The following is a 22,434-nucleotide window of genomic DNA, read 5'->3' as shown; positions in this document are numbered from 1 at the left end:
CGATGGAGGAGGAATTCAGGGTCGGAGTGAAAGGGAGGGGATCCCTGGCACCCTGGTACTGCGAACTGCCGCACCAAGGCGTTCTCGCTGTATCTGGAAAAGACGCCGGGAAACTGCTCCAGGGTCAATGTACCTGCGACATTCTGGGCCTAGAAAAGGGGCGCGCCCGGCTGGGCGCGTTCTGCAATGCCAAGGGCCGGGTGATCGCAAGCTTCTGTACCTTTCAGAGCGCGGGCACCTATTATGTGCTGCTTCCCCTTGAACGCGCCGAAGTCATGGAGCAGCGTCTGCGACGGGTGATCCTTAGGGCCGCTGCGACGGTTGAGAATGTGAGCGGGGCGTGGCGGATGTGTGGTGCCGGTGGGGATCTGGAGGCTGCCGCCCGTCATTTTGGGGCTGTTGTGCCGGAAGAAGTGGAACAAGTCGCCGCGTGCGACTCAGGGTATGTCATCAGTTGGCCGGGCGAGCGGCTGTTGATCATGCAGCCCGCCGACGCAAGGGCGATTGCGCCGGGGCCTGGTTTCGGCGCATCAGGCTGTGATCTCTGGACCTTGGAGGACGTGCGTTCCGGGATTCCTCAGATCAGTCAGGTAACTAGCGAAGAGTTCGTTCCCCAGATGATCAATCTGGACCTGCTGGAAGCCATCAGCTTCAACAAAGGCTGCTATATTGGTCAGGAGATTGTTGCCCGCACCCATTATCTTGGAAGGCCAAAGCGGCGGATGTTCCGCTTACATTGTGGAGAGGTGTGCCTCAGCAGCGGGGATGCGTTGTACTTGGAAGGCAAGCCGGAGCAGAGTGTGGGAACGGTGGTGCAGGTGGCTGTCGACGGCGAGGGGGGCCAGGAATTGCTGGCGGTCCTAGCCCTGGACGGCGCTGACGGGGGGATATTGCATGGGCGCGAACCGGAAGGCCCCGCCGTGAGCATCCTGCCTTTGCCATACACATTCCCTTAAATCCTTGGTTGACTGACCGGAAGCATGGACCTCAAGAACACTGACGAATTCCTCCAGTACATACTGGCCGCGGTCGAAAGCAACAAACTGGAACTTCCCACATTGCCCGAAGTGGCGCTGAGTGTGCGCCAAGCCATCAACAGCCAGAATGCCTCGGACGCGGAAATCGCGCGCATCATCGCGCAGGACCCAGGGCTCGCTGCGCGTTTGCTGCAAATTGCCAACAGCCCCTTGTTCCGGGCCCGGCAGAAGATCGACAACCTGCAGACGGCGATTACCCGGTTGGGGCGCAATACCGTGCGCACCCTGATCATCAGCCTCGCCATGAATCAGTTGTTCAAGCCCAAGCAGATTGTGCTGGAGCAGTATTTTCACGAGATCTGGAAGCAGAGCGTCAACGTTTCAGCTGTCGCGCGTGCGCTCGCGTTGCGCTGTGGTCACCTGGACAAGGAACAGGCCATGCTGGCGGGGTTGCTGCATCAGATCGGCAAGTTGCCCATCCTGACGCTGGCCGAGCGCTTTCCGGAGCTTGCCCAGGACAAGGCAGTTCTGGATGGGCATCTGCGCAACCTGCACACGGTGATCGGGAAGCTGGTGCTGGAAAAATGGGATATGCCGCAAGCGCTGGTCAGCGTGGCTTCCGAATACCTGGACTTCAAGCGCGATTCAGGTCCACAAGCGGACTATGTCGACCTGGTGCAGATCGCTTTCGTGGAGAGCGAATTGCTGCGAAGTCCTCAATTGGCTCTGGAGATCGCCGACATGCCGGCGTTTCGCAAGTTGGGGCTGGATTCCGAGATCGAAGTCCTAGAGATCGAAGGCGTGGCCGAAAGCGTGCAGGAGTGCGAGCAGATTTTGCTGTGAGCCGTCCTTCTCGCACTGAGTGGGCGTGTGGTCTTCCGGGGCGACCGCAGCCGACAGGCGGGTCGTTCCTTCAACGCTGTTTGGAGTCATGACGCCAGGCGTGCCGGCATGATCTGCATTCTGGGTTCCTTGACGACCTTGAAAACCGCGATCGCCTGCGTGAGCTTTTCGGCCTGATTCTCCAGCGTTTCCGCGACCGAGGCGGATTCCTCCACCAGGGCGCTGTTCTGTTGCGTCACCTCATCCATCTGCTGCACCGCCCGGCTGATTTCCTCGATGCTGGCCGATTGCAGCGCACTGGAATTGTTGATCTCCGCCATGATCTGAGTCACCTGCGCGATCGCTGTTACCACCTCCTGCATGGTCTTCCCGGCCAGATTGACTTCCTTAGCGCCGTTGTGGGCTTCCTCCACCGATGCACTGATGAGATTCCGTATCTCCTTGGCCGCAGTGGCCGAGCGCTGCGCAAGGGTGCGCACTTCGCCGGCTACGACGGCGAACCCGCGGCCGTGATCTCCGGCGCGTGCGGCCTCGACAGCCGCATTCAGTGCCAGGATGTTGGTCTGGAAGGCGATGCCGTCGATGACGCCGATGATGTCTGCGATTCGGGTGGAGGCTTCCGTTACCTTGGTCATGGTCTCCACCGAGCGTTGCACGACTTCGCCCCCCTTTATGGCGATCTGCGTGGCCTCCCTTGCCAGTCGGTCCGCGTGGGCGGCGTGTTCGCTTTTCTCCTTGACCGAACTGGAAAGTTCTTCCAGGCTGGCGCTGGTTTCCTGGAGTGTGCCAGCCTGCTCCGACGTGCGTTGGGCCAAGTCGGCATTGCCGATGGCGAGTTCCTTGCTCGCACTCAAGACCAGGCTTTCACTTTCGATGATGTGCTGTACCAGTTCGGTCAGATGATCGACAGTTCCGTTGATGCCGTCCTTGGTCTTCCCCAACATGCCTGGGTATTGGCGGGTGACTTTCTGGGTCAGATCTCCTTGCGCCAGGCCGCCGGCCACCCGCATGAAGTCGGAGAGGCTGGCTTCGATCACTTCGCTGAGGCGATTGAGCAATTCAGAAAGGGTGCGGGCATATCCCCGCTTGTCATCCAGGTTTGAGCGGAGGCTGAAGTTGCCTTGCATGGCGGCGGCTTCCACCATGCCTTCGATTTCGATGATCATGCCGGACAGGGCACTAACTGTCTGACAGACGCCGCGCTGGGTCTGGCCGAAGGCGCCCGGGAATTCCTTGATGCTAGTTTGGGTGAGATCGCCCTCGGCCAAGCCCGCCGCGATGCGGGTCACGTCGTTCAGGGTGCTTTCCAGGGTGTCCAGAGACAGGTTGAAATCCTGCTTGAGTGCGTCCAGATCGCCGCTTGCTTCCGCTTCGACTCGCTGATCGAGGATGCCTTGCGCCAGTTCTTGCATGACCCGGCCGATGTCGTCCACGACCTTCTTGAGGGTACTCATGCCCTGGGTGGTCTGATCGACGGTGCGCTTGAATTCGCCCTGAACTTCAACGCTGACCCGGTGATTGAGTCTGCCCTGATCTAAGGCGCTGCTGAGTTCAAGGACGGCCTCCATGGCCTGTTGGACGCCGTCCGCGGCCACATTGACCGACTGCTTCATGTCCGCCAAGCGGCCTTTCATGCCGCCGGTGATCCGGTTGGACAGGTCGCCAACCATCAGGCAGTGCATCACGTGGCCGATTTCCGTGCATGCACTTTCCACATCGTCGAGCAAGGTGTTGAAGGCATAGCCGATTCTGCCCAGTTCGTCCTGACTCTCGACGGCCATGCGCTTGCTGAAATCGCCAGAACCCGCGACGCTTTCCACCACCTGTAGCATCCTTTCCAGGGAGCCTCGCAGGGACACGCTACCGAGCCAGTAGGCGAGGGCAGTGACTGTCAGGAGTCCGGTCGCGATCAAGACAGTGTCCCACCAGGCTTGGCTGCTTCCTGCCACAAGACTGGTATTTAGGGCCAGGGCTGACACCTCACTTGCTGCCATCAGGCCAAAGGCGCCGGCCAGCCGCACGCTCACGCTGACATTCTTCCAGCTGAAGCCAGAGCTGGCGCGGTAGATGGTATCGCGCAGGCGCTGCAACGACGCGACTGTGGCACGCGTGGCCGCGCTGAAGGGGGAGTCCTCGGCGCGCAACTGGGCGGCGCCGGACTCGACATTTCCCGTCGCAATCATCCCGCAGACATCTCCGGCACGGCGGTGAAATGCAGCATGATCGGCTACCAGCGCCCTGAATTCGGGCAGCTGCGCGTAGACCTTACCTTCCCCGTACAGCCATCTGCCCAAGGGGCACGCGTTGTCTTTGGCGGCTTCGGCTGGGTCGATGTCCGCTTTGCCCGCGGCAAAATCGTTGATCCGCATTCGCCAGCCGATGTGGCCGGTGATGGCTTTGTTGAGAAACTCCATGTGCTCTGCGTTCATGCTTCAGTCTCCATCGTGTGTTCGGTCCAGGGAAACTCGCTGGTTGCGGAGTTTCATCGTGACAGGCGAAATTCCAGTTTCATGTGCTCCGGCACGTGACCGATGATCGGGTCCAAACGGCGGTTAGGGCGGAGCTGGCGAGTGACGTGCTGCACACTGGGCATCGGCAGATGGCGCCAGTTAAGTATTAGAAAACGATCGTAAGCTGAATCTTACGTGCGCACATTTCCTTCTTTGTTTTGAGTAAATTGGGTTTCACGATAGCCGGAAGGTTTGTGCTGTCAACCTCGCATGGGCTCCACCAAGCCGACTCCCGTAACCTTTTATCGAATCATATACCTGAAGATTCAGCCATTTAGACGGTTTGTCCGGCGGCGCCGGGTTTACGCTGATCAGGTTGACCCGGTAATCGAGCAGCGGTGGTATCATGCCCAATTTGTTGACACCTCGCCAATTAAGCCATGCCAAATTCGTCTGCCTGCGCCCGCTTCCTACGCCTGGGCATTCTGACCATCGCTTCCATCTACCTCGTCATATTGGCGGGAAGTACTGTCCGCGCATCGGGGGCGGGCATGGGGTGCCCGGACTGGCCCACCTGCTTCGGCCAATGGATTCCTCCGACCGACGAAGCGCAACTGCCCGCTGATTACCATGCGGTTTACGCGGCGCGGGGCTACGCCGACACCAATTTCAATCCCGTCAAGACCTGGACTGAATACACCAATCGGCTCATCGGCGCCACGGCCGGCATCCTGATTTTCCTGACGCTGTTGCGTTCACGCGATTTTCTAAAGACCGACCCAGGAATTTTCTGGTGGTCACTGGCCGCCTTTCTGTTGATGGGCTTTCAGGGCTGGTTGGGGTCCGCGGTGGTGGCTAGCAATCTGCGGCCGGTGATGATCACCTTCCACATGTTGATGGCGTTCCTGATCCAGTGCATCTTGATCTATACGGTCACCCGCTCTCAGCGCGAGCGCCTTGCGACGGCGGGCGCCAGCGCATTGCCTGGCCGATTCCGGACGGTGTTGATCGCAGCAATCTCCATGACCTTGCTGCAGGTGGCCATGGGTACGCAGATTCGCGAATCGGTGGACCTCATTTCCATGGCTTTCGAGCAGGGCGAGCGGCATCTGTGGCGTGAGGAGTTCCCCGTCATCTTCTATGTCCACCGCTCTTTTTCGTCCGTCATCCTGTTCACCAACCTGTGGCTGGTCTGGAAGATTTTACGCACTGCAGGGGCCAGCATGCTGCTACGGCGTGTCGCCATGTCGCTGGCGGGCCTCGTTCTGGTGGCCATTTTGAGTGGGGTCACCCTGGATCGGCTGGGCTTTCCGGCCGCCGTGCAGCCCGTGCATTTGCTGCTCGCCAACCTGATCTTCGGCGCACAGTTCCTGTTGCTGATGATTTGCCGCTGGAGTGAGCGAGAGTTGGTCGCGGAACCCGACCTGGCGGCTGCAGGCAAGGGTTGAAACGGCGCTATCCTCGCGGGAGGCAGCGCTCAGTCGCAGCTTTTGAGTTCGGGTTGTGCTGTGTTTTGGCGGGCGGCCGGCAACCGGTCGATCATATCCTTCAATTCTTCAGGCTCACCCTCCCAGTGCAACTTGACCCATAGCGCGTGGGAGCGACTCATCCGAGGCACGATCTCCACGTTCAGGTTTTGCGCGAAGTAGCTCTTCTGCGCCAGTTCGGCTTTCTCCCGCGTCTGGTACAGGCCAAGGGAGATGGCCCCCGCCAATTCACCCTTGTCGAAAACCCACAATTCCTTGATGCCTTTGCTCATCAGCATAGTGCGGTTGAATTTGGCCGCGTCGACACTCTCCGCCTTGGGATAAAGCACCCAGAAGCCATCGGGCGTTTCCGCAAACCCCGCCACGACCTCGGCTTCGCCGACCTGCTCTTGCAGCAGGTCCTTGGCGCCACGGGCCTGACCTTCGCTTCGATAGGGACCCAGACGGTAGCAGAACGGGTCGGGAGGACGCGGAGTGGGCGAGGGCGATGCCTGTGTGGAGCGGCTGCGCGCTGGCGTGGTAGCCACCAGGGAAGGCTGTTCCAGCACCGCTTCCCCCTTGGCCAGAGGATCCGGCGAAAGGTGCGGCACTGCCGGCAGTTCGTCGATCAGCACGATACGTTCGGTATCGTCCGGCAGTTTGATTTCCACCGTGTCAAAACTCGACCTCTCGCGTCCCGCCCCGGTTTCCCAGAGGTAGAAGGCGATGTTGATCACCATCAACAGAAAGAAGAGATACTTCATGCAGCGTCCTCTGCTATGAGCACCAAACCGCGCAGAATCAGATCCGGCTCCATGACATAGGGGAAATTCAATTCATTGCTCACTGCTAGCGCATCGCCGCCGGTCAGGACAAGGCGCGGAACCGCGCCGAAGCGTGACTCCATGTGGCGGGCAAATCGTTCGACCAAGGCAGACGCCATGAGCAAGGTTCCGCTCTGAACCGCATCGGCGGTATTGCCGGCCGGTACAGCGTTCCGGCCCGGCGGCAGGCTGCTCAGGGCTGCGGTGCCCGCTCCAAGTGATTGTCGCATCAAACCCAGGCCCGGCGCTATCAGACCACCCAGATGGCGACCCTGCGCATCCATCGCGTCCAGGGTCAGCGCGGTGCCGCAATCGGCGATGCAAAACGGTTCCCGGTACAGTCCATGGGCAGCGATAAGTGCAACCCAACGATCCACGCCCAAGGCCTCCGGTTCCTCGTAGCCATTGATCACCCCGCAGGCGGCGCGCTGGGAGCGCACGAAGTGCGGGGTAAGCCCCCAAGTGCGCAGAGTCCAGTCTGACAGCGCGTTGGCTGTTTGATTACCGGCGACGTTGGAGACGAGGATGCGATCAGGCTTGGGCAGGCCGGCCCAAAGCCTCTGCAGATCCTGCTCCAGGCCGGCGCCACGACTGCAGAATGGGACCTCGGCCTGAATCCGTCCCTTATGCCCCAGCCCCCACTTGATTCGGCTGTTGCCGGCATCCACCAGCAACACCGGCTCAGCCTGCATCCAACCGGACCCGGACGTCACCGGAAGCAAAGGCCTTTTGCTCGCCATTTTCAAGACGCAGGATCAGCAGACCCAGCGGATCGATGCCTATTACCTCGCCGCGCACCGACACGCTTCCTTGATGCAATACGACGCGGCGGCCACGCATGCAGTGCAGGGCGTTCCACTGATCCAGGTAGGCGGCCAGCCCCGTGTCGGGGTAGCTTTGCAGCAAGTCCACCAATTCATTCAAGAGTGTGGCAGCCAGTCGATTGCGTCCAGGGGGGGGACCCGCGGCAACGGTGCGTAGATCGGTCCAGGCCTGGTCGATGCACATGCCGGTCTGTTGGGAAATCTGCACGTTGAGTCCGATGCCTATGACTGCCGCATGACGGCCGTGCGCTTCGCCGGATACTTCCAGCAATATGCCGCCCAGCTTGCGATCGTTCCAGAGCAGGTCATTGGGCCATTTCAGTCCGACGCCATGCACGCCGCAGGCGCTCAAGGCCCGCACGGTGGCGACGCCCACCGCCAGGCTCAGGCCGGTAAGTGAGGACGCATCATCGAAATGCCAGAGCAGCGAGAGACACAGGCTGCCCGCAAAAGGCGACAGCCAGTTGCGGCCGATGCGCCCCCGGCCACCGGTCTGCGCTTCGGCGATGCATACGCTACCGCAATCGGCGCCCTCGCGCGCCAGGGCTCCAAGACGGGTACTGGTGGAATCGATGCAGTCATGCAGTTCCAACAGCGGCAGGGCCGCGCGCGCTCTTGCGTTCAGGGCCGAGACTATGGCGTCGCGGTCCAGCAGTTCCATGGGCTGGCCCAGCCGGTAGCCCTTGCCGGGAATGGCATTCACGTCCAGGCCCAAATCACCCAGTTCGTGCACCAGCGACCAGATCGCCGTGCGGCTGAGGGCGAGATCTCTGGCGAGGGCCGCACCCGAATGAAACCGTCCGTCCGCCAGTTGGGTCAGCAGGGATTTCTGGACCGTCGAGAGTTGCATGCTGGGAATGCAGGCCGGGCTCTAATTGGACGCCTGATTGCGTTCACGCAACTGCCGGAGTTGCCGCTTCACCACGTGTCGAATCAACAGTTCGCGGTCCCGCTCGCGCAGGCCGATGAAATCCACGGCGACCTGGTACAATGAATGCGCCAAGGAGGCGGGTCGGCAGTAGACGACGCTGCCATAGGCAAGCACGCCGGCCAGGGTAGGTGGCAGCACCATCTTCAATTCCAGAACCCGGCCAATCTGAAATGGCAGTTCGCTTTCGAACGAGAGCCCAGAGGCGCTCAGGCTCACCTTGCGCGTAGGCTGTTCCATCAAATCCGTTTCGCTGGATAGCAGTGCCTTCGCCACCAGATCGATCTTTTGCTCGAGTAGGCGCAGGAAAGCGCCCACGTCCGGTACTTCCCGCTCGATGCGGCGCAAGAGCGGGCGCGATTCGGCGGTCAACAGGTCCATCTTCGAGGAGAGGGAAAAGGCGTCCAGATCCTGCTCCTGAAAGGCGCCATGTTCCGGCACGCTGTCCCGTGCGACTTCACGAAAGAACAGGATGACCTCATCCTCAATGCGAAAATAGCGACGACGCTCGCTTCCGGTGTCTTCCTGCATCGCTTCCTCCTGATTCTGGGGTGCCACGGTGTTCGTGTGCTTGTGTGTGCGGCCTAGTTCTGAGCCTTGTCCAGTTCGCGCAGACGGTTCAATTTCTCGCCTATCTTGATTTCCAGACCGCGAGGGGCTGGTTGGTAGTAATTTCGCGCCTGCATGCGATCCGGAAAATAATTCTCTCCCGCCGCGTAGGCCTCCGGTTCGTCGTGAGCGTAGCGGTAGGCCTTGCCGTAATCCAGTTCGCGCATCAATCGGGTCGGTGCGTTGCGCAGATGCAAGGGCACCTCCAGGCTCCCGGTCGTGCTGGCATCCTGCCGCGCCGCGTTGTAAGCCGCGTAGACTGCATTGCTCTTGGGCGCGCAGGCCAGGTATAGGACGGCCTGCGCCAGCGCCAGTTCGCCTTCCGGCGATCCCAGGCGCTCCTGCGTGTCCCAGGCGTTGAGCGCCAGCTGCAACGCCCTTGGATCGGCATTGCCGATGTCTTCGCTGGCGATGCGCACGATGCGGCGAGCCAGGTAGATGGGGTCGCAGCCGCCGTCCAGCATGCGGCAGAGCCAATAAAGCGCCGCGTCCGGGGCACTGCCCCGGACTGATTTGTGTAGCGCCGATATCTGATTGTAGAAATCCTCGCCCTGCTTGTCGAAGCGCCGCGCCGAGCCGCCTTCCAGGACCTGGCGAGCCAGTTCTTCGCTTACGGAGAGCCTGCTCCCGGCGTCGACGGTGGCCTGTTCAGCTTGCAGCAGGTCCAGGGTGATTTCCAGCAGGTTCAGCAGACGGCGCGCATCCCCGTCCGCGGCGTCGACATACCAGCGGCGCAGTTCCGACGGAAAATCCATATCCACGCCCAGACGCTCCGCTTCCAGGGCCAGGGCTCTCGCAGCCACTTTGCCCAGGTCATCCTCGCTGAGGCCTTTCAGGACATAGACGCGGGCACGGGAGAGCAGCGCGTTGTTCAGCTCGAAGGATGGGTTCTCCGTAGTGGCGCCGATGAAAAACACCGTACCATCCTCCACATGGGGCAAGAAGGCATCCTGCTGCGACTTGTTGAAGCGGTGGACCTCGTCCACAAACAAAAGGCTCCGGCGCTGCTCCTCCGCCTGCACCCGCCGAGCTTCGGCCACGGCCTCGCGTATCTCCTTCACACCGGAAAGAACGGCGGACAGGGTGAGAAAATGGGCGTCCGCGTGGTGGGCGATGAGGCGTGCCAAGGTGGTCTTGCCGGTGCCGGGCGGCCCCCACAGGATCATGGAGTGCAGGCGCCCCGCCTTGATCGCTTCGTACAGAGGTTTGCGCGGGGCGATCAGGTGAGACTGGCCGATATACTCATCGAGCATCCTCGGTCGCAGGCGGTCAGCCAACGGCCGGAAGGCTTCGTCCATGGCCGGGCTATTTTTCCTCGAAGACATCCACGCCGGCCGGTGCCTTGAAATCGAACAGCGCGGGGTCTTGGCGGCCCCCGATCTTGACATTGGAGAAATAGATGCGCGTCAACTGGCCGAAGTTGTCATTGAGTTCCATGCCGGCCAGGGTGTCCTGGTCCAGCCCGATGAGGACGTACTTGAAGCCGCTGTCTTCGTTTCGGGGCAGCAGCTTGATCCAGTAGAGGCCTTCGTCCATGCCGTGGCTCTCCACGCTGAAGTTCTTTTCCAGCGCCACGTCGCCACTGAGGAGCAGGGCGGGGGTGGAGCCGATGGCATCGTTGAGGCGCTTGGCGGTTACCTGTTCCAGGTCCACGTCGTAGAACCAGACTTTGCCGCCATTGGACACGATTTCCTGACGGTAGGGTTTCTGATAGTCCCAGCGGAATCGCCCTGGCCGCTGGAGATGAAATTCACCGCTGCTTTTCAGGCCCGGTACGCCCTTTTCGTTGATCACCACCTGGCTGAAGTCGGCCTTGAGGCTGGACGCTTTGGCCAGGAAGGCGTGCAGGCGCTTGAGGGCCTCCTCCTCGGCGCCCGCCGTGCCCGACCAGGCCAGGGATAACGCGACCAGGCAAGCAGCAAACGCGTGCCGAAGCGGGCCAGGTGTCAATTCGAATGGCTTCATAGGTTCCTTGCGAGGGTTTCCGCCTGGCCGGTGTAGGTCCGCGGTGTCAGTTCAAGCAGCCGCAGTTTGGCGTCGTCGGGGATGTCCAGGGTGGTGACGAAGGCCTTGAGTTCGTCCGGGGTCACCCGCTGACCGCGGGTCAGTTCTTTGAGCTTTTCGTAGGGGTTGGCGATGCCGTGCCGGCGCATGACCGTCTGGATGGGTTCCGCCAGCACCTCCCAGTTTGCATCCAAATCCGCCTCCAGCACCTGCGGGTTCAATTGCAGTTTGGAAAGGCCCTTGCGGGTGGAGTCCAGGGCGATGACCGTGTGGGCGATCCCCACGCCGATGTTGCGCAGGACCGTGGAGTCGGTCAAGTCCCGTTGCCAACGCGAGATGGGGAGCTTTTCCGCCAGATGGGCCATGAGAGCGTTGGCGATGCCCAGGTTGCCCTCGGAATTCTCGAAATCGATGGGGTTCACCTTGTGCGGCATGGTGGAGGACCCCACTTCACCGGCCACGGTTTTTTGCCGGAAGAAGCCCATGGAAATGTAGCCCCAGACATCGCGGTCGAAATCCAGCAAGGCCGTATTGAAGCGGCTCAGGGCATGGAAAAACTCGGCGATGTAGTCGTGCGGTTCGATCTGGATGGTGTAGGGGTTGAATTCCAGTCCCAGCGAGGCCACGAAGTCGCGGGCGAAGCGTGGCCAGTCCACTTCGGGATAGGCCACGCTGTGGGCATTGTAATTGCCCACAGCGCCGTTAATCTTGCCCAGCAATTCCACCGCGGCCAGACGCTCGCGCTGGCGCTGGAGGCGCGCCGCCACATTGGCGAATTCCTTGCCGACCGTGGTGGGCGTCGCCGGCTGGCCGTGGGTGCGCGAGAGCATGGGTTGCCCGGCGAACCCGTGCGCCATCCCGGTGATGACCTCGATCAGCCCGTCCATCTGCGGCAGCAGTACCGCGGCGCGGGCCTCGCGCAGCATCAGGGCGTAGGCGAGGTTGTTGATGTCCTCGGAGGTGCAGGCGAAATGAATGAACTCGCTGACGCGCACCAGTTCGGGCAAGCCGGCAATCCGCTCTTTGAGGAAGTATTCCACCGCCTTGACATCATGGTTGGTGGTCCGCTCGATCGCTTTTACGCGTTCGGCGTCGCTTTCAGAAAACTCCGTGATGATGGCTTCCAGGTGATGACTGGCCGCGTCGCCCAATAGCGGAACCTCGACGATGGCGGGTTCTCGGCTGAGCGCCTGCAACCAGCGGATTTCCACCAGTACACGGTAGCGGATCAGTCCGTATTCGCTGAGGATGGGGCGGAGCACGTCGACCTTGCCGGCATAGCGGCCGTCGACGGGTGAAAGGCTGGTCAAACTCATGATGGCTTGCGATTCTTTGACATTCGAATGGGCGTACGGGATGTATCTCAGGCGGCCTTCTCGATCACGCCGCCGCCGAGGCATTCATTACCCCGGTAGAAGACCACCGACTGGCCCGGCGTCACGGCCCGCTGGTGCTGCTCAAACCGGACCCGGCAGCGGCCAGTGTCCAGCGGTTCGACGATGCAAGCCTGGTCGGCTTGGCGATAGCGTGTTTTTGCCTTGCAGCTTAAGGGGCCTGCCGGTGCGCTGCCGTTAACCCAGTCAAGGGTACCGGCTTCCAGTTCCGTTGAAAACAGCAAAGGATGATCGTGGCCTTGCCCCACCAGCAGCACGTTCTGCTCCAGATCCTTGCGCAGCACGTACCACGCGTCCTGGCCGGCATCCTTGATGCCGCCGACACCGAAGCCGCGCCGCTGGCCCAGGGTGTAGTACATCAGGCCCTGATGGCGGCCCACGACCTGGCCATCGGGCGTGCGGATGTCGCCGGGCTGGGCAGGCAGGTAGCGTTGCAGGAATTCGCGAAAGCGCCGCTCGCCGATGAAGCAGATGCCGGTGCTGTCCTTTTTGCGGGCATTGTCGAAGCCGGCCTTCGCGGCGAGACGGCGCACTTCGGCTTTCTCCAAGCCGCCCAGAGGAAACAGTGTGCGTGACAACTGCGGTTGCCCCAGGGTGTAAATGAAGTAACTTTGGTCCTTGTTGGCGTCACAGCCCTTCAAGAGATGGAACCCGTCGTCGGTTTCTTCCACCCGGGCATAGTGGCCCGTGGCGATGAGGTCGGCGCCCAGGTCGCGGGCATAGTCCAGAAAGGCCTTGAACTTGATTTCCTTGTTACACAGGATATCCGGATTCGAGGTCCGTCCCGCCGCGTATTCCTGCAGAAAGATCTCAAACACATGGTCCCAGTATTCGGCGGCGAAATTGACGCTGTGCAGTTGGATGCCCAATCGGTCGCATACCTGCTGGGCATCGGCCAGGTCGGCCTTGGCCGTGCAGTACTCGGTCCCATCGTCCTCGTCCCAGTTCTTCATGAACAGGGCGCTGACTTCGTACCCCTGCTCCAGCAGCAGCAAGGCCGTGACGGACGAATCGACGCCGCCGGACATGCCGACGATCACCTTGCCGGGTCGGTTCACGGCAGTAGGGATTTGAGAAGCGCCATCGGATAGCGCTCTCCGGACAGGTAGTCCGCCAGTGCGCTGTGTACCAGGGGGCTGCGATGCCGCTGCGACTGCGCCGCCAGTTCCTCCGGCGTCAGCCAGATTGCCCTTTCGATGCCTTCATCCAGTTCCAGGTTCTCGCGCCGGCCGGCGACACCGCCGGCAAAGGTCACGCGCAGGAAACTGGTATGGGTCGTCGGATGTTGCCACAGGTAGACGCCCACCAAAAAGTCCGGCCTGAAGTCCCAGGCCGTTTCTTCCAGGGTTTCCCGCACGACCGCCTCCAGAAGCGTTTCGCCGTGCTCCACATGGCCCGCGGGCTGGTTGATCACCAGTTCGCCGTTGCGCAGCCGTTCCTCGACGAACAGAAAGCGTCCGTTCATTTCCGCGACGGCCGCGACCGTCAGGCGAGGGCGGTTGGCCGCATCGGAGTTTTGCTGTTTGTACATGGCACTAATGTTTTTCACCGCAGGTGTTGTCAATCGGGCCGCACTCACTAAGAATAACCGTACAATGCTGTAGGCCAATGAACGGGACATGGGAGCCGATCGATGCCGACCAATCTCAGCAACCTGGGAATTTCCGTCAAGCTGTTATTTTCCGGGTATTTGATGGTGATCGCAATTGGTTACGCCATGGCGATGGTGCAGATCCTGTTTACCCATGGCATGGCCGATGGCAAATTCGGTCTGTCCATCGAAGACGTGGTCTATAGCTATTACGGTAACCGCTCTGGCTCGCCGCTGGAAAGCAAGCTGAACGGATCCATGAAGGCCAACGCGCCGGACGATGTGCGATTCAAGATCATCCAGTGGGTTCGTGATGGCGCCGACAAGGGCGCCTATGACACGGAGATCAAGTCCCTGGTGGATACCCATTGCGTCGCCTGCCACAACGCGGAGGCCGGCGGGCTCCCCGATTTCAGCAAATTCGATAACCTGGAAAAGTATACCCGCTCAGACGAAGGCGCGACCTTCGCCTCGCTCACCCGGGTTTCGCATATCCACTTATTCGGCATCGCCTTCATCTTTATGTTCGTGGGCGGCATATTTTCCCTGTCGTCCGGCGTGCCGCTCAAATTGAAAGCCTCCGCCATCATCATGCCGTATATCTTCCTGATCATGGATATCACGTCCTGGTGGCTGACCAAGCTGAACCCGCATTTTGCCCTGCTGGTCATCGTGGGGGGCGGCGGATTGGCGATGGCCTTCGTGTTCATGTGGGTCGTGTCGATGTATGAGATGTGGGTGCTGCCCACGCGTCTGCCGTTTCCCGATCGGCGTGACGCCATACGCCGTAACTGATGCCAAAGGTTTGAATCAGGGAGGTTTCAGGGAACGGCGAGTTGCATTTCGCGGTCTTACACTCGTCAGTTTCCGGGTGCTATAGTAAATCATCGTCACAGCGAATTCGTATCAACGAGGAATTGATGTCTCAAGACCCTGAACACAAACTCAATGATGAGCTTGAGGTACAGGAAGCTGAGCCGCAGTTGAAGCGGCCGCCGCTGTTCAAGGTGATTCTTCTGAACGACGACTTTACCCCCATGGACTTCGTCGTGATGGTGCTAAGGAACTTTTTTGGAATGAGCGAGGAGAAAGCCACTCAGGTCATGTTGCATGTCCACACCCGCGGTATCGGTGTTTGCGGCGTGTTCTCCAAGGACGTGGCAGAAACCAAGGTCAGGTTGGTCAATGATTTTTCCCGAAAACATCAGCATCCATTGATGTGTACGATGGAAGAGGCCTAGTCGGACACCACTATGTTAAGCAAAGAACTCGAAAACTCGCTCAACGCCGCTTTTCGCACCGCCTACGAGAAACGGCACGAATTCATTACCGTGGAGCATCTGCTGCTGGCCATGCTCGACAATGTGGCCGCCCTGGAGGTCCTGCGGGCCTGCGGCTGCAACATCGACACCCTGCGCAAGGAACTGACCGAGTTCCTGGACGAGACCACGCCTTTGATTCCTGCCGGGGTCAAGCGTGACACCCAGCCGACGCTCGGGTTTCAGCGGGTGCTGCAGCGCGCCGCGTTTCACGTGCAGTCCTCCGGCAAGAAGGAGGTCACCGGCGCCAACGTGCTGGTGGCGATCTTCAGCGAGCAGGATTCGCAAGCGGTGTATCTGCTCAACAAGCAGGACATCACCCGTCTGGACATCGTCAATTACATCTCGCACGGAATTTCCAAGGTACGGGAAGAAAGCGAGCCGGCTGCGCGCAATACCGCTGCCGAAGGCGAGGAGGCGGAAGCCGGCATTTCCGCCAATCCCTTGGAGAAATTCGCCGCGAACCTCAATGACCTGGCTCGCAAGGGCAAGATCGATCCGCTCATCGGCCGCAAGGAGGAGATCGAGCGCACCATCCAGGTGCTGTGCCGCAGGCGCAAGAACAATCCCTTGCTCGTAGGAGAGGCCGGGGTTGGCAAGACCGCCATCGCCGAGGGCCTGGCCAAGAAGATCGTTGAAGGCGAGGTGCCCGAGATTCTCCGTGACAGTGTTATCTATGCCCTGGACCTGGGTTCCCTGGTTGCTGGCACCAAATACCGCGGTGATTTCGAGAAGCGCCTGAAGAGCCTGCTGGCCCAATTGAAGAAAGAGGCCAACTCCATCCTGTTCATCGACGAGATCCATACCATCATCGGGGCGGGCTCGGCTTCCGGCGGCGTGATGGATGCTTCCAACCTGATCAAGCCGGTATTGGCTTCGGGGGAGCTACGCTGCATCGGCTCGACGACTTACCAGGAATATCGCGGGATCTTCGAGAAGGACCGGGCCCTGGCGCGGCGCTTTCAGAAGATCGATATCCATGAGCCCAGCGTGGACGAAACCTATCAGATCCTCAAGGGCCTGAAATCCCGTTTCGAGAAGCACCATGAAGTGAAATATTCGCTGGCTGCGCTGCGCACCGCGGCGGAGCTTTCCAGCCGTTACATCAACGACCGGCATCTGCCAGACAAGGCGATCGACGTGATCGACGAGGCAGGGGCCTGCCAGCGGCTGTTGCCGGTTTCCAAGCGCCGAAAGCTGATCGGCACCCTGGAGATCGAAGATATCGTCGCCAAGATCGCGCGGATTCCGCCCAAGACCATTTCCACCAACGACCGCGATAAGCTCAAGGATCTGGACAAGAACCTGAGAATGCTGGTGTTTGGGCAGGACGAGGCCATCACCGCCCTGGGTTCGGCCATCAAGCTCTCTCGGGCGGGGCTGCGGGAATCCCAGAAGCCGATAGGCTCTTTCCTCTTCGCGGGACCCACCGGTGTCGGCAAGACGGAAGTGAGCCGTCAACTGGCCAAGGTGCTGGGCATTGAATTGATCCGTTTCGACATGTCGGAATACATGGAGCGTCACACCGTCTCCCGTCTGATCGGCGCGCCGCCGGGCTATGTAGGGTTTGATCAGGGAGGCCTGTTGACCGAGGCCATCGCCAAACAGCCGCACGCCGTTCTGTTGCTGGACGAAATCGAGAAAGCCCATCCGGATGTCTTCAATCTGCTGCTGCAGGTGATGGACCACGGCACGCTCACGGATAACAACGGGCGCAAGGCGGATTTCCGCAACGTGGTGCTGATCATGACCACCAACGCCGGCGCCACGGACAGCGACCGTCCATCCATGGGCTTCACCCAGCAAGATCATTCCACCGACAGCATGAAGGCCATCGAGCGCCTGTTTGCTCCGGAGTTCCGCAACCGCTTGGATGCCATTATCCAGTTCAAGGCGTTGAACATGGATATCATCCGGCAGGTGGTGGACAAGTTCGTGTTCGAACTGGAATCGCAGCTTGCGGAGAAGCATGTCTCCCTAGCGCTCGAGGCTGATGCGCGCGAGTGGCTGGCGCAACATGGCTGTGACGCCAAGATGGGCGCGCGGCCCATGGCGCGGGTTATTCAGGAGAACATCAAGAAGCCGCTGGCGGAAGAGATCCTGTTCGGCAAGCTGGCCAGCGGCGGCATGGTCCGAATCAGTGTGGTGGATGACAGGCTCTCGTTTTCCATCGTGGGTACACGGGAGCAGACCCTGGAGGAACCGGCCTGAGTGCCGGCGCGGGGCGGTCTTATCGCTAGCGCTGGCGGAAGGTAATCCGGCCTTTGCTAAGATCGTAAGGGGTCATTTCGACTTTCACGCGGTCCCCGGTAAGGATGCGGATGTAATGTTTGCGCATTTTTCCTGAGATATGGGCGATGATGACATGCCCGTTATCCAGTTCCACCCTGAACATGGTATTGGGCAAGGTTTCGATGACCTTGCCTTCCATCTCGATCTGATCTTCTTTTGACATAACCTCTCTCAGACGAATGACTTTGACGAGCGCTCGCGAACGGTTCGGGAGCAGCGGAATTATCCGCGCGATCATACCATATCAGCCCGGAATCTTCTCGCCTTTTTCGTATTCGAGCCACTGCCCCTCCACCAGCGCCTGTATGGGCCGGTACTGGTCCTTGTACCGCATTTTGCGGCAGGCGGCAATCCAATAGCCCAGGTAAACCCAGTCCAGGCGAAGACGCTGCGCCTCCTCGATCTGCCAGAGCACGGCATGGACGCCCAGGCTGCGCGATTCATGGATGGGGTCAAAATAGGTATAGACGGCGGAGAGGCCCCGCTCCAGCCGGTCAACCACAGCGACGGCCAACAAGTCTGTGTCCTCCCTGAACTCGACGAAAACCGTGTCAGACCAGTCGCTGGCGACGAAGTCCATATACTGGGCGGGATCGCCGTCCCCCATGTCGCCGTCCCCATGGCGGCTCTGTAAATAGCGTTTATACAGTTGAAAGTGCTCGTCAAGAAACGCCGCAGGTTGAACCGCCACATGCAGGTCCTTATTACGCCTCGCGACCCGGGACTGATTGCGGTTTGGCGCAAACCGCGCTGCCGGAACCCGCACTGGCGTGCAGGCGCGACAGGGGCCGCAATAGGGGCGGTAGACCATATCTCCGCTACGCCGGAAACCCAAATCGGCCAGCGTGGAATACAGGCCGACGTCCATGCGGCGGTGGGGATCGATGAACGCGAATTGTGCCTCGCGTTCTGCCAGGTAGGAACAGTCGTGCGGCGGGGCCAGGAACAGGGGGATGTGTTTCACGGAAACTCGGCGGCACAACGCCAGGCCTCGGGCGATGGCGGCTGCCCGCAGTATTGGTCCAACAGCCGGATGAATTCACTGCGCGGAATTTCCCGAGCACCGAGGCTGGCCAGATGATCGGTGTAAACCTGGCAGTCGATCAGGACAAAGCCCCAGGATTTCAGGCAGTGGACCGCGTAGGCGAAGGCCGCTTTTGACGCGTCGCTGACCCGATGGAACATGGATTCGCCAAAGAATACGCGCCCGATGGCTACGCCATAGAGCCCTCCTACCAGCCGGTCGCCCTGCCATGACTCGAAGGAATGGGCGAAGCCCAGGCGATGGAAATCGAGATAGGCGCGGCGCACCTCGGGAACGATCCACGTGCCGGTAGCATAAGCGCGCGGTTCGGCGCATGCCTCCAGCACGGGTTCGAAGCATCGGTTGAAGCTGAAGGCGAAGTCGCCCCGGCGCAGGCTCTTGCGCAGACTCCGGGAAATTCTGATGTGATCCGGGGCGAGGACCAGACGCGGGTCCGGCGACCACCACAGGATGGGCTCGCCCTCGCCGTACCACGGAAAGATGCCTCTGCGATAGGCATTCTCCAGACGCCGCGGGGACAGGCAACCGCCCACGGCGAGCAGCCCGTTAGGCTCGTCCAGTGCCTGATCCACGTCAGGAAACGGCTGATTGCGGTCGTGGCGATTAAGTATGGTCAGCATGGTTCAAGCGTCAGAACAGCCAGGGCATGACTTCGCTACGACCCTTCTGGTGAGCTTGAATGACGTTGAGGGATCTGCTGCGGGCACTGGGCGGGCTTACGCTCTGAAGTTCAAAGCCGAATTCTAAACTGAAATTTACCCCTAGAGTTGCCTTGTCGAAAGGAAACCGCCCGTTCCGAGCGGCATGGATAGGGTGGCTCGGATTTGCTAAGGTAAAAGGAGTGCCAAAGGCGCGGCGAGGTCGGCTTGGGTCGTGCGGTGCGCTTCGCCCGCTGGCGGAAAAAAACCAAAGTCTGTCATTCGGCTTTCCTCGCGCAATTCGGCCCGCTCCCAGCTAATCAAGAAAGTGACCATGAACATTTCGCGCATTCTAGGCACCATCGACAAACAGCTCTATTTCCTGGGGCTTCGCTCCTTGGCCGGCTTGACCTTGCCAAACTTTCTGGGGATCGGTTTTCCCAAGGCTGGCACAACCTGGCTGTACGAAAATCTGCGCAAGCACCCCGACGTTTACATGAGCCATCCCAAGGAACTGAACTATTTCACTAAGGGTTATGCAGAGCCGCTGAGCAGCTATGCCGAGAAATTTCGGGAGGGTGCCGGAAAGGTCTGCGGCGAGATTTCGCCAGGCTACGCCTACCTGCCCTGCAACAGACTGAGCGAAGTCAAGCGCATTGTACCGAACGCCAAGCTCATCCTCATGCTGCGGAATCCTATAGAACAGCAATGGTCGCACGCGGTACACGATCTGGCCTATTGCCAGGGCCGACCCATTGAGTCGGTTCCTGCGGAGGAATGGCGCGCGCGTTTTGAAAAGTCGGCGATTTATCAATCGGGTGGAATGTCCAGGATCGTTGACCGCTGGACGTCGGCCTTTGGACAGGAGCAAGTGCTGATCGGATTTTATGAAGACGTTTCACAGCAGCCTATGGAATTGCTGAAGCGCGTGTTCCGGCACATTGGCGTTACTACCGACCTTGACTGGGATACCCTCCCGTATGCGGCGGTGATTCTTCCCCCGGCCAAGCCTGAGTTCCGCGATGAGGATCAGGGCCGTGGCGTGGTGGCATCGAATCACGTTAATTCCAGCGCACTGATGCCCGCGCACTGCCATGAACTGCTCATGGAAATGTACGAGGCTGATCTACGGGAGCTTCAACGGCGATTTGGCGAGCGTGTGTCGCCGTGGCTGCAGTTCTGACTGGGTTGAGAGTGCAGGGCGTAAATAAGAGACTCTGGGAGCAGGAGATGGAGCGCATGAGACAGAAGTTTCACAAGAGTCGGCTGATTTGTTTGCTCCTCGGTTTGGCGAGTGAATCTAGTCTGGCTGCGATTGCTTTCGAGGATGTGACGGAGCAGGCCGGCATACGTTACGAAGGCTTCAGCTACGCTGCCGCTTGGGGAGACTTTAACGGGGACGGCTGGCCAGACTTATGGGCGGGGAACCACGAAAACGAAGCCAACCTATTTGTTAACCAGCGTGACGGCAGATTCAGGGATGAAGTTCGCTCAGTGGTAACAGCCGACCTAACCGCGGACAAGCATGCTGCCGCGTGGGCTGATTTCGACAACGATGGCGACCAGGATCTCATGCAGACGGTGGGAGCGGTTTCCGGCACGGGGCAAGGTCCTAAACAGCTGATGGTCAACGACCGCGGAATGAGTTTGCGCGACGAGGCTTCGAAATTGGGCGTCGATTGGCCTCTGGGACGTGGGCGCAACGTCTTGTGGTTCGACGCAGATGTTGACGGGCGGCTGGACCTGCTTCTGTTGAATGCACCGCGCCCCGACGGGCAAGGCGCAACGGTATTGCTGCAGCAAAGGCAGGAAGGATTTCAAGCCGCAAATGAAAAGTTCGGCCTCGCTTTAGATGCAAGGAAGTACAACAAAATAAGGGATATGTTTGTCAACCTCCTGCATTGGCGTTGGCACATGCCGCGGTATGTGGGCAGTTCTGAGCCGTTTGCCCAGATTGCGGGTTTGTCAGCAGGCCATCTTCCCGATCTGGCTGCTTATGGCTGGCAGTCTCGATTTTATGCTCTGGGGAAAATTCCCTTTGACGACATAACCGATAAATTTCAGGTGGATCTAGCAGGAAGCATCACCGATGCAGCCATTGCCGATTTTAATGGGGATGGCCGACTGGATTTATTCTTTACCCATGGCAATGAGTGGCCCCAGTGGAGTCAACCTCATCACAACGAATTGTGGCTATCGCTCTCCGGCCCGAGACGCCAGGCTTACGAAGAACTGAGTTTCCACAACAAAGGCCCAATACGGCTGCGACTCCAGCCTTACGAGTTGGATCTCGGCAAGGTTTTTATCGGTCCCAAGCGCCAGCATCCCGAAAAATTGGATTTCTCTTTGGGGCCTGAGGATTTCGAGGGAGAGTTAGTTGCGCCAGCTGACAGGGGGAAAACGGGCAGCATCGCCATCTCGTATGACGCCGCTAGGCAATTATGGACGGTGCGTTGCGCAATGCTGAACGTCGGTCTGATAGTACAGGCGGACGATGCTCTCGAGGTGGTGGGATCTAGCGGTTTTGAAGCTCCCGGTGGGATGGTGCCTTTCAGTATGGTAATCAAGGGCGAGAGTGGTTACCAGCGGGCCGATTTGCCATCTTCGTCTTCGGATCATTCATGTTTGTCAGCGGTGGCCGCGGACTTCGATAATGATATGGACGTTGACCTTTATGCAGTCTGTACGGGGCCGGCGCGGCAAGAACCGAATTTGCTCCTGGAGAATGATGGTAAAGGACACTTCACTAGCGTACCGGGTGCCGGTGGCGCGGAAGGTGGCGAAAAAGGGCGTGGCGATGTCGCTCTGGCTGCCGACTACGACCGTGACGGTTTTCTCGATCTGTTTGTCGCTAACGGGGCTGATAAGGCGTCGCCTCTCATGGTTCCTGGTCCGGACCGCTTATTTCGAAATCGCAGCAATGGCAATCACTGGATCGAATTGGACTTGCAGGGCCGCAGTTCCAACCGCGATGGCATAGGCAGTCACGTCGAAGTGCATGCCGGTGGGGTGGTTCAAATGCGGGACCAGGGGGGGGGTATTCACCGGTTTGCCCAAGACCACCAGCGTCTGCACTTTGGCCTCGCAGGCAACACCCACATCGACCGACTGACCGTGCGCTGGCCGAGCGGAATCGTGCAAGAGCTCAAAGGTTTGGGGGTCGACAGAGTGATGACGGTTGTGGAACCTGCCGCTCCCTGAGTTACTTGTCGGCTGGCTAGTTCGCACAA

21 protein-coding genes are annotated in these 22,434 nt (G+C 59.9%); 8 read left to right on the top strand and 13 right to left on the bottom strand.

Annotated elements, in window-relative coordinates; genetic code table 11:
* Window positions 1-26: 26 nt before the first annotated feature.
* The gene (ygfZ, locus tag EK23_RS12055) at window positions 27-956 is read left to right on the top strand and encodes a CAF17-like 4Fe-4S cluster assembly/insertion protein YgfZ (RefSeq protein ID WP_158002500.1); all 930 of its coding nucleotides are present in this window, start codon (window positions 27-29) and stop codon (window positions 954-956) included.
* Between the two features lie 24 nt (window positions 957-980).
* Entirely contained in the window at window positions 981-1,820 is an 840-nt protein-coding gene (locus EK23_RS12050; protein ID WP_045225621.1) for an HDOD domain-containing protein, read from the top strand.
* 86 nt (window positions 1,821-1,906) lie between these two features.
* On the opposite strand, the gene EK23_RS21795 is transcribed toward EK23_RS12050, so the two are convergent.
* A complete protein-coding gene (locus tag EK23_RS21795; protein ID WP_082054150.1) occupies window positions 1,907-4,249 on the bottom strand; it encodes a methyl-accepting chemotaxis protein in 2,343 nt (780 codons plus the stop codon).
* A 461-nt stretch (window positions 4,250-4,710) separates the two neighbouring features.
* On the opposite strand from EK23_RS21795, the gene EK23_RS12040 reads away from it, so the two are divergent.
* Entirely contained in the window at window positions 4,711-5,718 is a 1,008-nt protein-coding gene (locus tag EK23_RS12040; RefSeq protein ID WP_045225620.1) for a COX15/CtaA family protein, read from the top strand.
* 29 nt (window positions 5,719-5,747) lie between these two features.
* Here EK23_RS12040 and EK23_RS12035 read toward each other — a convergent pair whose 3' ends face one another.
* The 9 genes from EK23_RS12035 to EK23_RS11995 are packed head-to-tail and all read right to left on the bottom strand — an operon-like array spanning window position 5,748 to window position 13,850.
* Window positions 5,748-6,500 (bottom strand): hypothetical protein, encoded by a 753-nt coding sequence (locus EK23_RS12035; RefSeq protein ID WP_045225619.1) that lies wholly within the window; start codon window positions 6,498-6,500, stop codon window positions 5,748-5,750.
* Window positions 6,497-7,252, bottom strand: coding sequence for a type III pantothenate kinase (locus tag EK23_RS12030; RefSeq protein WP_045225618.1), 756 nt, complete (start codon window positions 7,250-7,252; stop codon window positions 6,497-6,499). Before EK23_RS12030 ends, EK23_RS12035 begins: the two co-directional genes overlap by 4 nt.
* Window positions 7,242-8,234 carry a bifunctional biotin--[acetyl-CoA-carboxylase] ligase/biotin operon repressor BirA gene (gene birA / locus EK23_RS12025; protein WP_045225617.1) on the bottom strand — a complete coding sequence of 331 codons (993 nt, stop codon included), beginning with the start codon at window positions 8,232-8,234 and terminating at the stop codon, window positions 7,242-7,244. Before birA ends, EK23_RS12030 begins: the two co-directional genes overlap by 11 nt.
* A gap of 21 nt (window positions 8,235-8,255) precedes the next feature.
* Window positions 8,256-8,843 (bottom strand): PilZ domain-containing protein, encoded by a 588-nt coding sequence (locus tag EK23_RS12020; RefSeq protein ID WP_045225616.1) that lies wholly within the window; start codon window positions 8,841-8,843, stop codon window positions 8,256-8,258.
* 53 nt (window positions 8,844-8,896) lie between these two features.
* The gene (locus tag EK23_RS12015; RefSeq protein WP_045225615.1) at window positions 8,897-10,219 is read right to left on the bottom strand and encodes a replication-associated recombination protein A; all 1,323 of its coding nucleotides are present in this window, start codon (window positions 10,217-10,219) and stop codon (window positions 8,897-8,899) included.
* A gap of 7 nt (window positions 10,220-10,226) precedes the next feature.
* The gene (lolA, locus tag EK23_RS12010; protein WP_052808144.1) at window positions 10,227-10,886 is read right to left on the bottom strand and encodes an outer membrane lipoprotein periplasmic chaperone LolA; all 660 of its coding nucleotides are present in this window, start codon (window positions 10,884-10,886) and stop codon (window positions 10,227-10,229) included.
* On the bottom strand, window positions 10,883-12,241 hold the full coding sequence (gene purB, locus EK23_RS12005; protein ID WP_200892148.1) for an adenylosuccinate lyase: 1,359 nt from the start codon (window positions 12,239-12,241) through the stop codon (window positions 10,883-10,885). Before purB ends, lolA begins: the two co-directional genes overlap by 4 nt.
* A 47-nt stretch (window positions 12,242-12,288) precedes the next feature.
* Complete coding sequence (mnmA, locus tag EK23_RS12000) at window positions 12,289-13,377, bottom strand: tRNA 2-thiouridine(34) synthase MnmA (RefSeq protein ID WP_145998648.1); 1,089 nt, start codon at window positions 13,375-13,377, stop codon at window positions 12,289-12,291.
* Window positions 13,374-13,850, bottom strand: a complete 477-nt coding sequence (locus EK23_RS11995) for an NUDIX hydrolase (protein ID WP_045225614.1) — start codon at window positions 13,848-13,850, stop codon at window positions 13,374-13,376. Before EK23_RS11995 ends, mnmA begins: the two co-directional genes overlap by 4 nt.
* Window positions 13,851-13,952: 102 nt before the next feature.
* Here EK23_RS11995 and EK23_RS11990 point away from each other — a divergent pair, with 102 nt between their 5' ends.
* From EK23_RS11990 to clpA, 3 genes are all read left to right on the top strand, one after another.
* Window positions 13,953-14,705, top strand: coding sequence for an Aq_1264-related membrane protein (locus tag EK23_RS11990; RefSeq protein WP_045225613.1), 753 nt, complete (start codon window positions 13,953-13,955; stop codon window positions 14,703-14,705).
* A gap of 125 nt (window positions 14,706-14,830) precedes the next feature.
* Window positions 14,831-15,151 carry an ATP-dependent Clp protease adapter ClpS gene (gene clpS, locus EK23_RS11985; protein WP_045225612.1) on the top strand — a complete coding sequence of 107 codons (321 nt, stop codon included), beginning with the start codon at window positions 14,831-14,833 and terminating at the stop codon, window positions 15,149-15,151.
* Window positions 15,152-15,163: 12 nt separating this feature from the next.
* Entirely contained in the window at window positions 15,164-17,440 is a 2,277-nt protein-coding gene (gene clpA, locus EK23_RS11980) for an ATP-dependent Clp protease ATP-binding subunit ClpA (protein ID WP_045225611.1), read from the top strand.
* A 25-nt stretch (window positions 17,441-17,465) separates the two neighbouring features.
* Here the strand turns inward: clpA and infA are convergent, their stop codons facing one another.
* From infA to aat, 3 genes are all read right to left on the bottom strand, one after another.
* Window positions 17,466-17,684 carry a translation initiation factor IF-1 gene (infA, locus tag EK23_RS11975; protein WP_045225610.1) on the bottom strand — a complete coding sequence of 73 codons (219 nt, stop codon included), beginning with the start codon at window positions 17,682-17,684 and terminating at the stop codon, window positions 17,466-17,468.
* Between the two features lie 81 nt (window positions 17,685-17,765).
* Window positions 17,766-18,485, bottom strand: a complete 720-nt coding sequence (locus EK23_RS11970; protein WP_045225609.1) for an arginyltransferase — start codon at window positions 18,483-18,485, stop codon at window positions 17,766-17,768.
* Window positions 18,482-19,186, bottom strand: a complete 705-nt coding sequence (gene aat, locus EK23_RS11965; RefSeq protein ID WP_097990956.1) for a leucyl/phenylalanyl-tRNA--protein transferase — start codon at window positions 19,184-19,186, stop codon at window positions 18,482-18,484. Before aat ends, EK23_RS11970 begins: the two co-directional genes overlap by 4 nt.
* Window positions 19,187-19,538: 352 nt before the next feature.
* Here aat and EK23_RS21790 point away from each other — a divergent pair, with 352 nt between their 5' ends.
* A complete protein-coding gene (locus tag EK23_RS21790; RefSeq protein WP_052808143.1) occupies window positions 19,539-20,387 on the top strand; it encodes a sulfotransferase family protein in 849 nt (282 codons plus the stop codon).
* A 56-nt stretch (window positions 20,388-20,443) separates the two neighbouring features.
* Window positions 20,444-22,405: a CRTAC1 family protein gene (locus tag EK23_RS11955; RefSeq protein WP_158002499.1), complete on the top strand. Its 1,962-nt coding sequence runs from the start codon at window positions 20,444-20,446 to the stop codon at window positions 22,403-22,405.
* The last annotated feature ends 29 nt before the right edge of the window (window positions 22,406-22,434 follow it).

The organism is Methyloterricola oryzae (genome assembly GCF_000934725.1).
GTDB lineage: Bacteria > Pseudomonadota > Gammaproteobacteria > Methylococcales > Methylococcaceae > Methyloterricola > Methyloterricola oryzae.
Note: the sequence above shows the minus strand (reverse complement) of the source record. Positions and strands in the feature narration are given on the sequence as shown.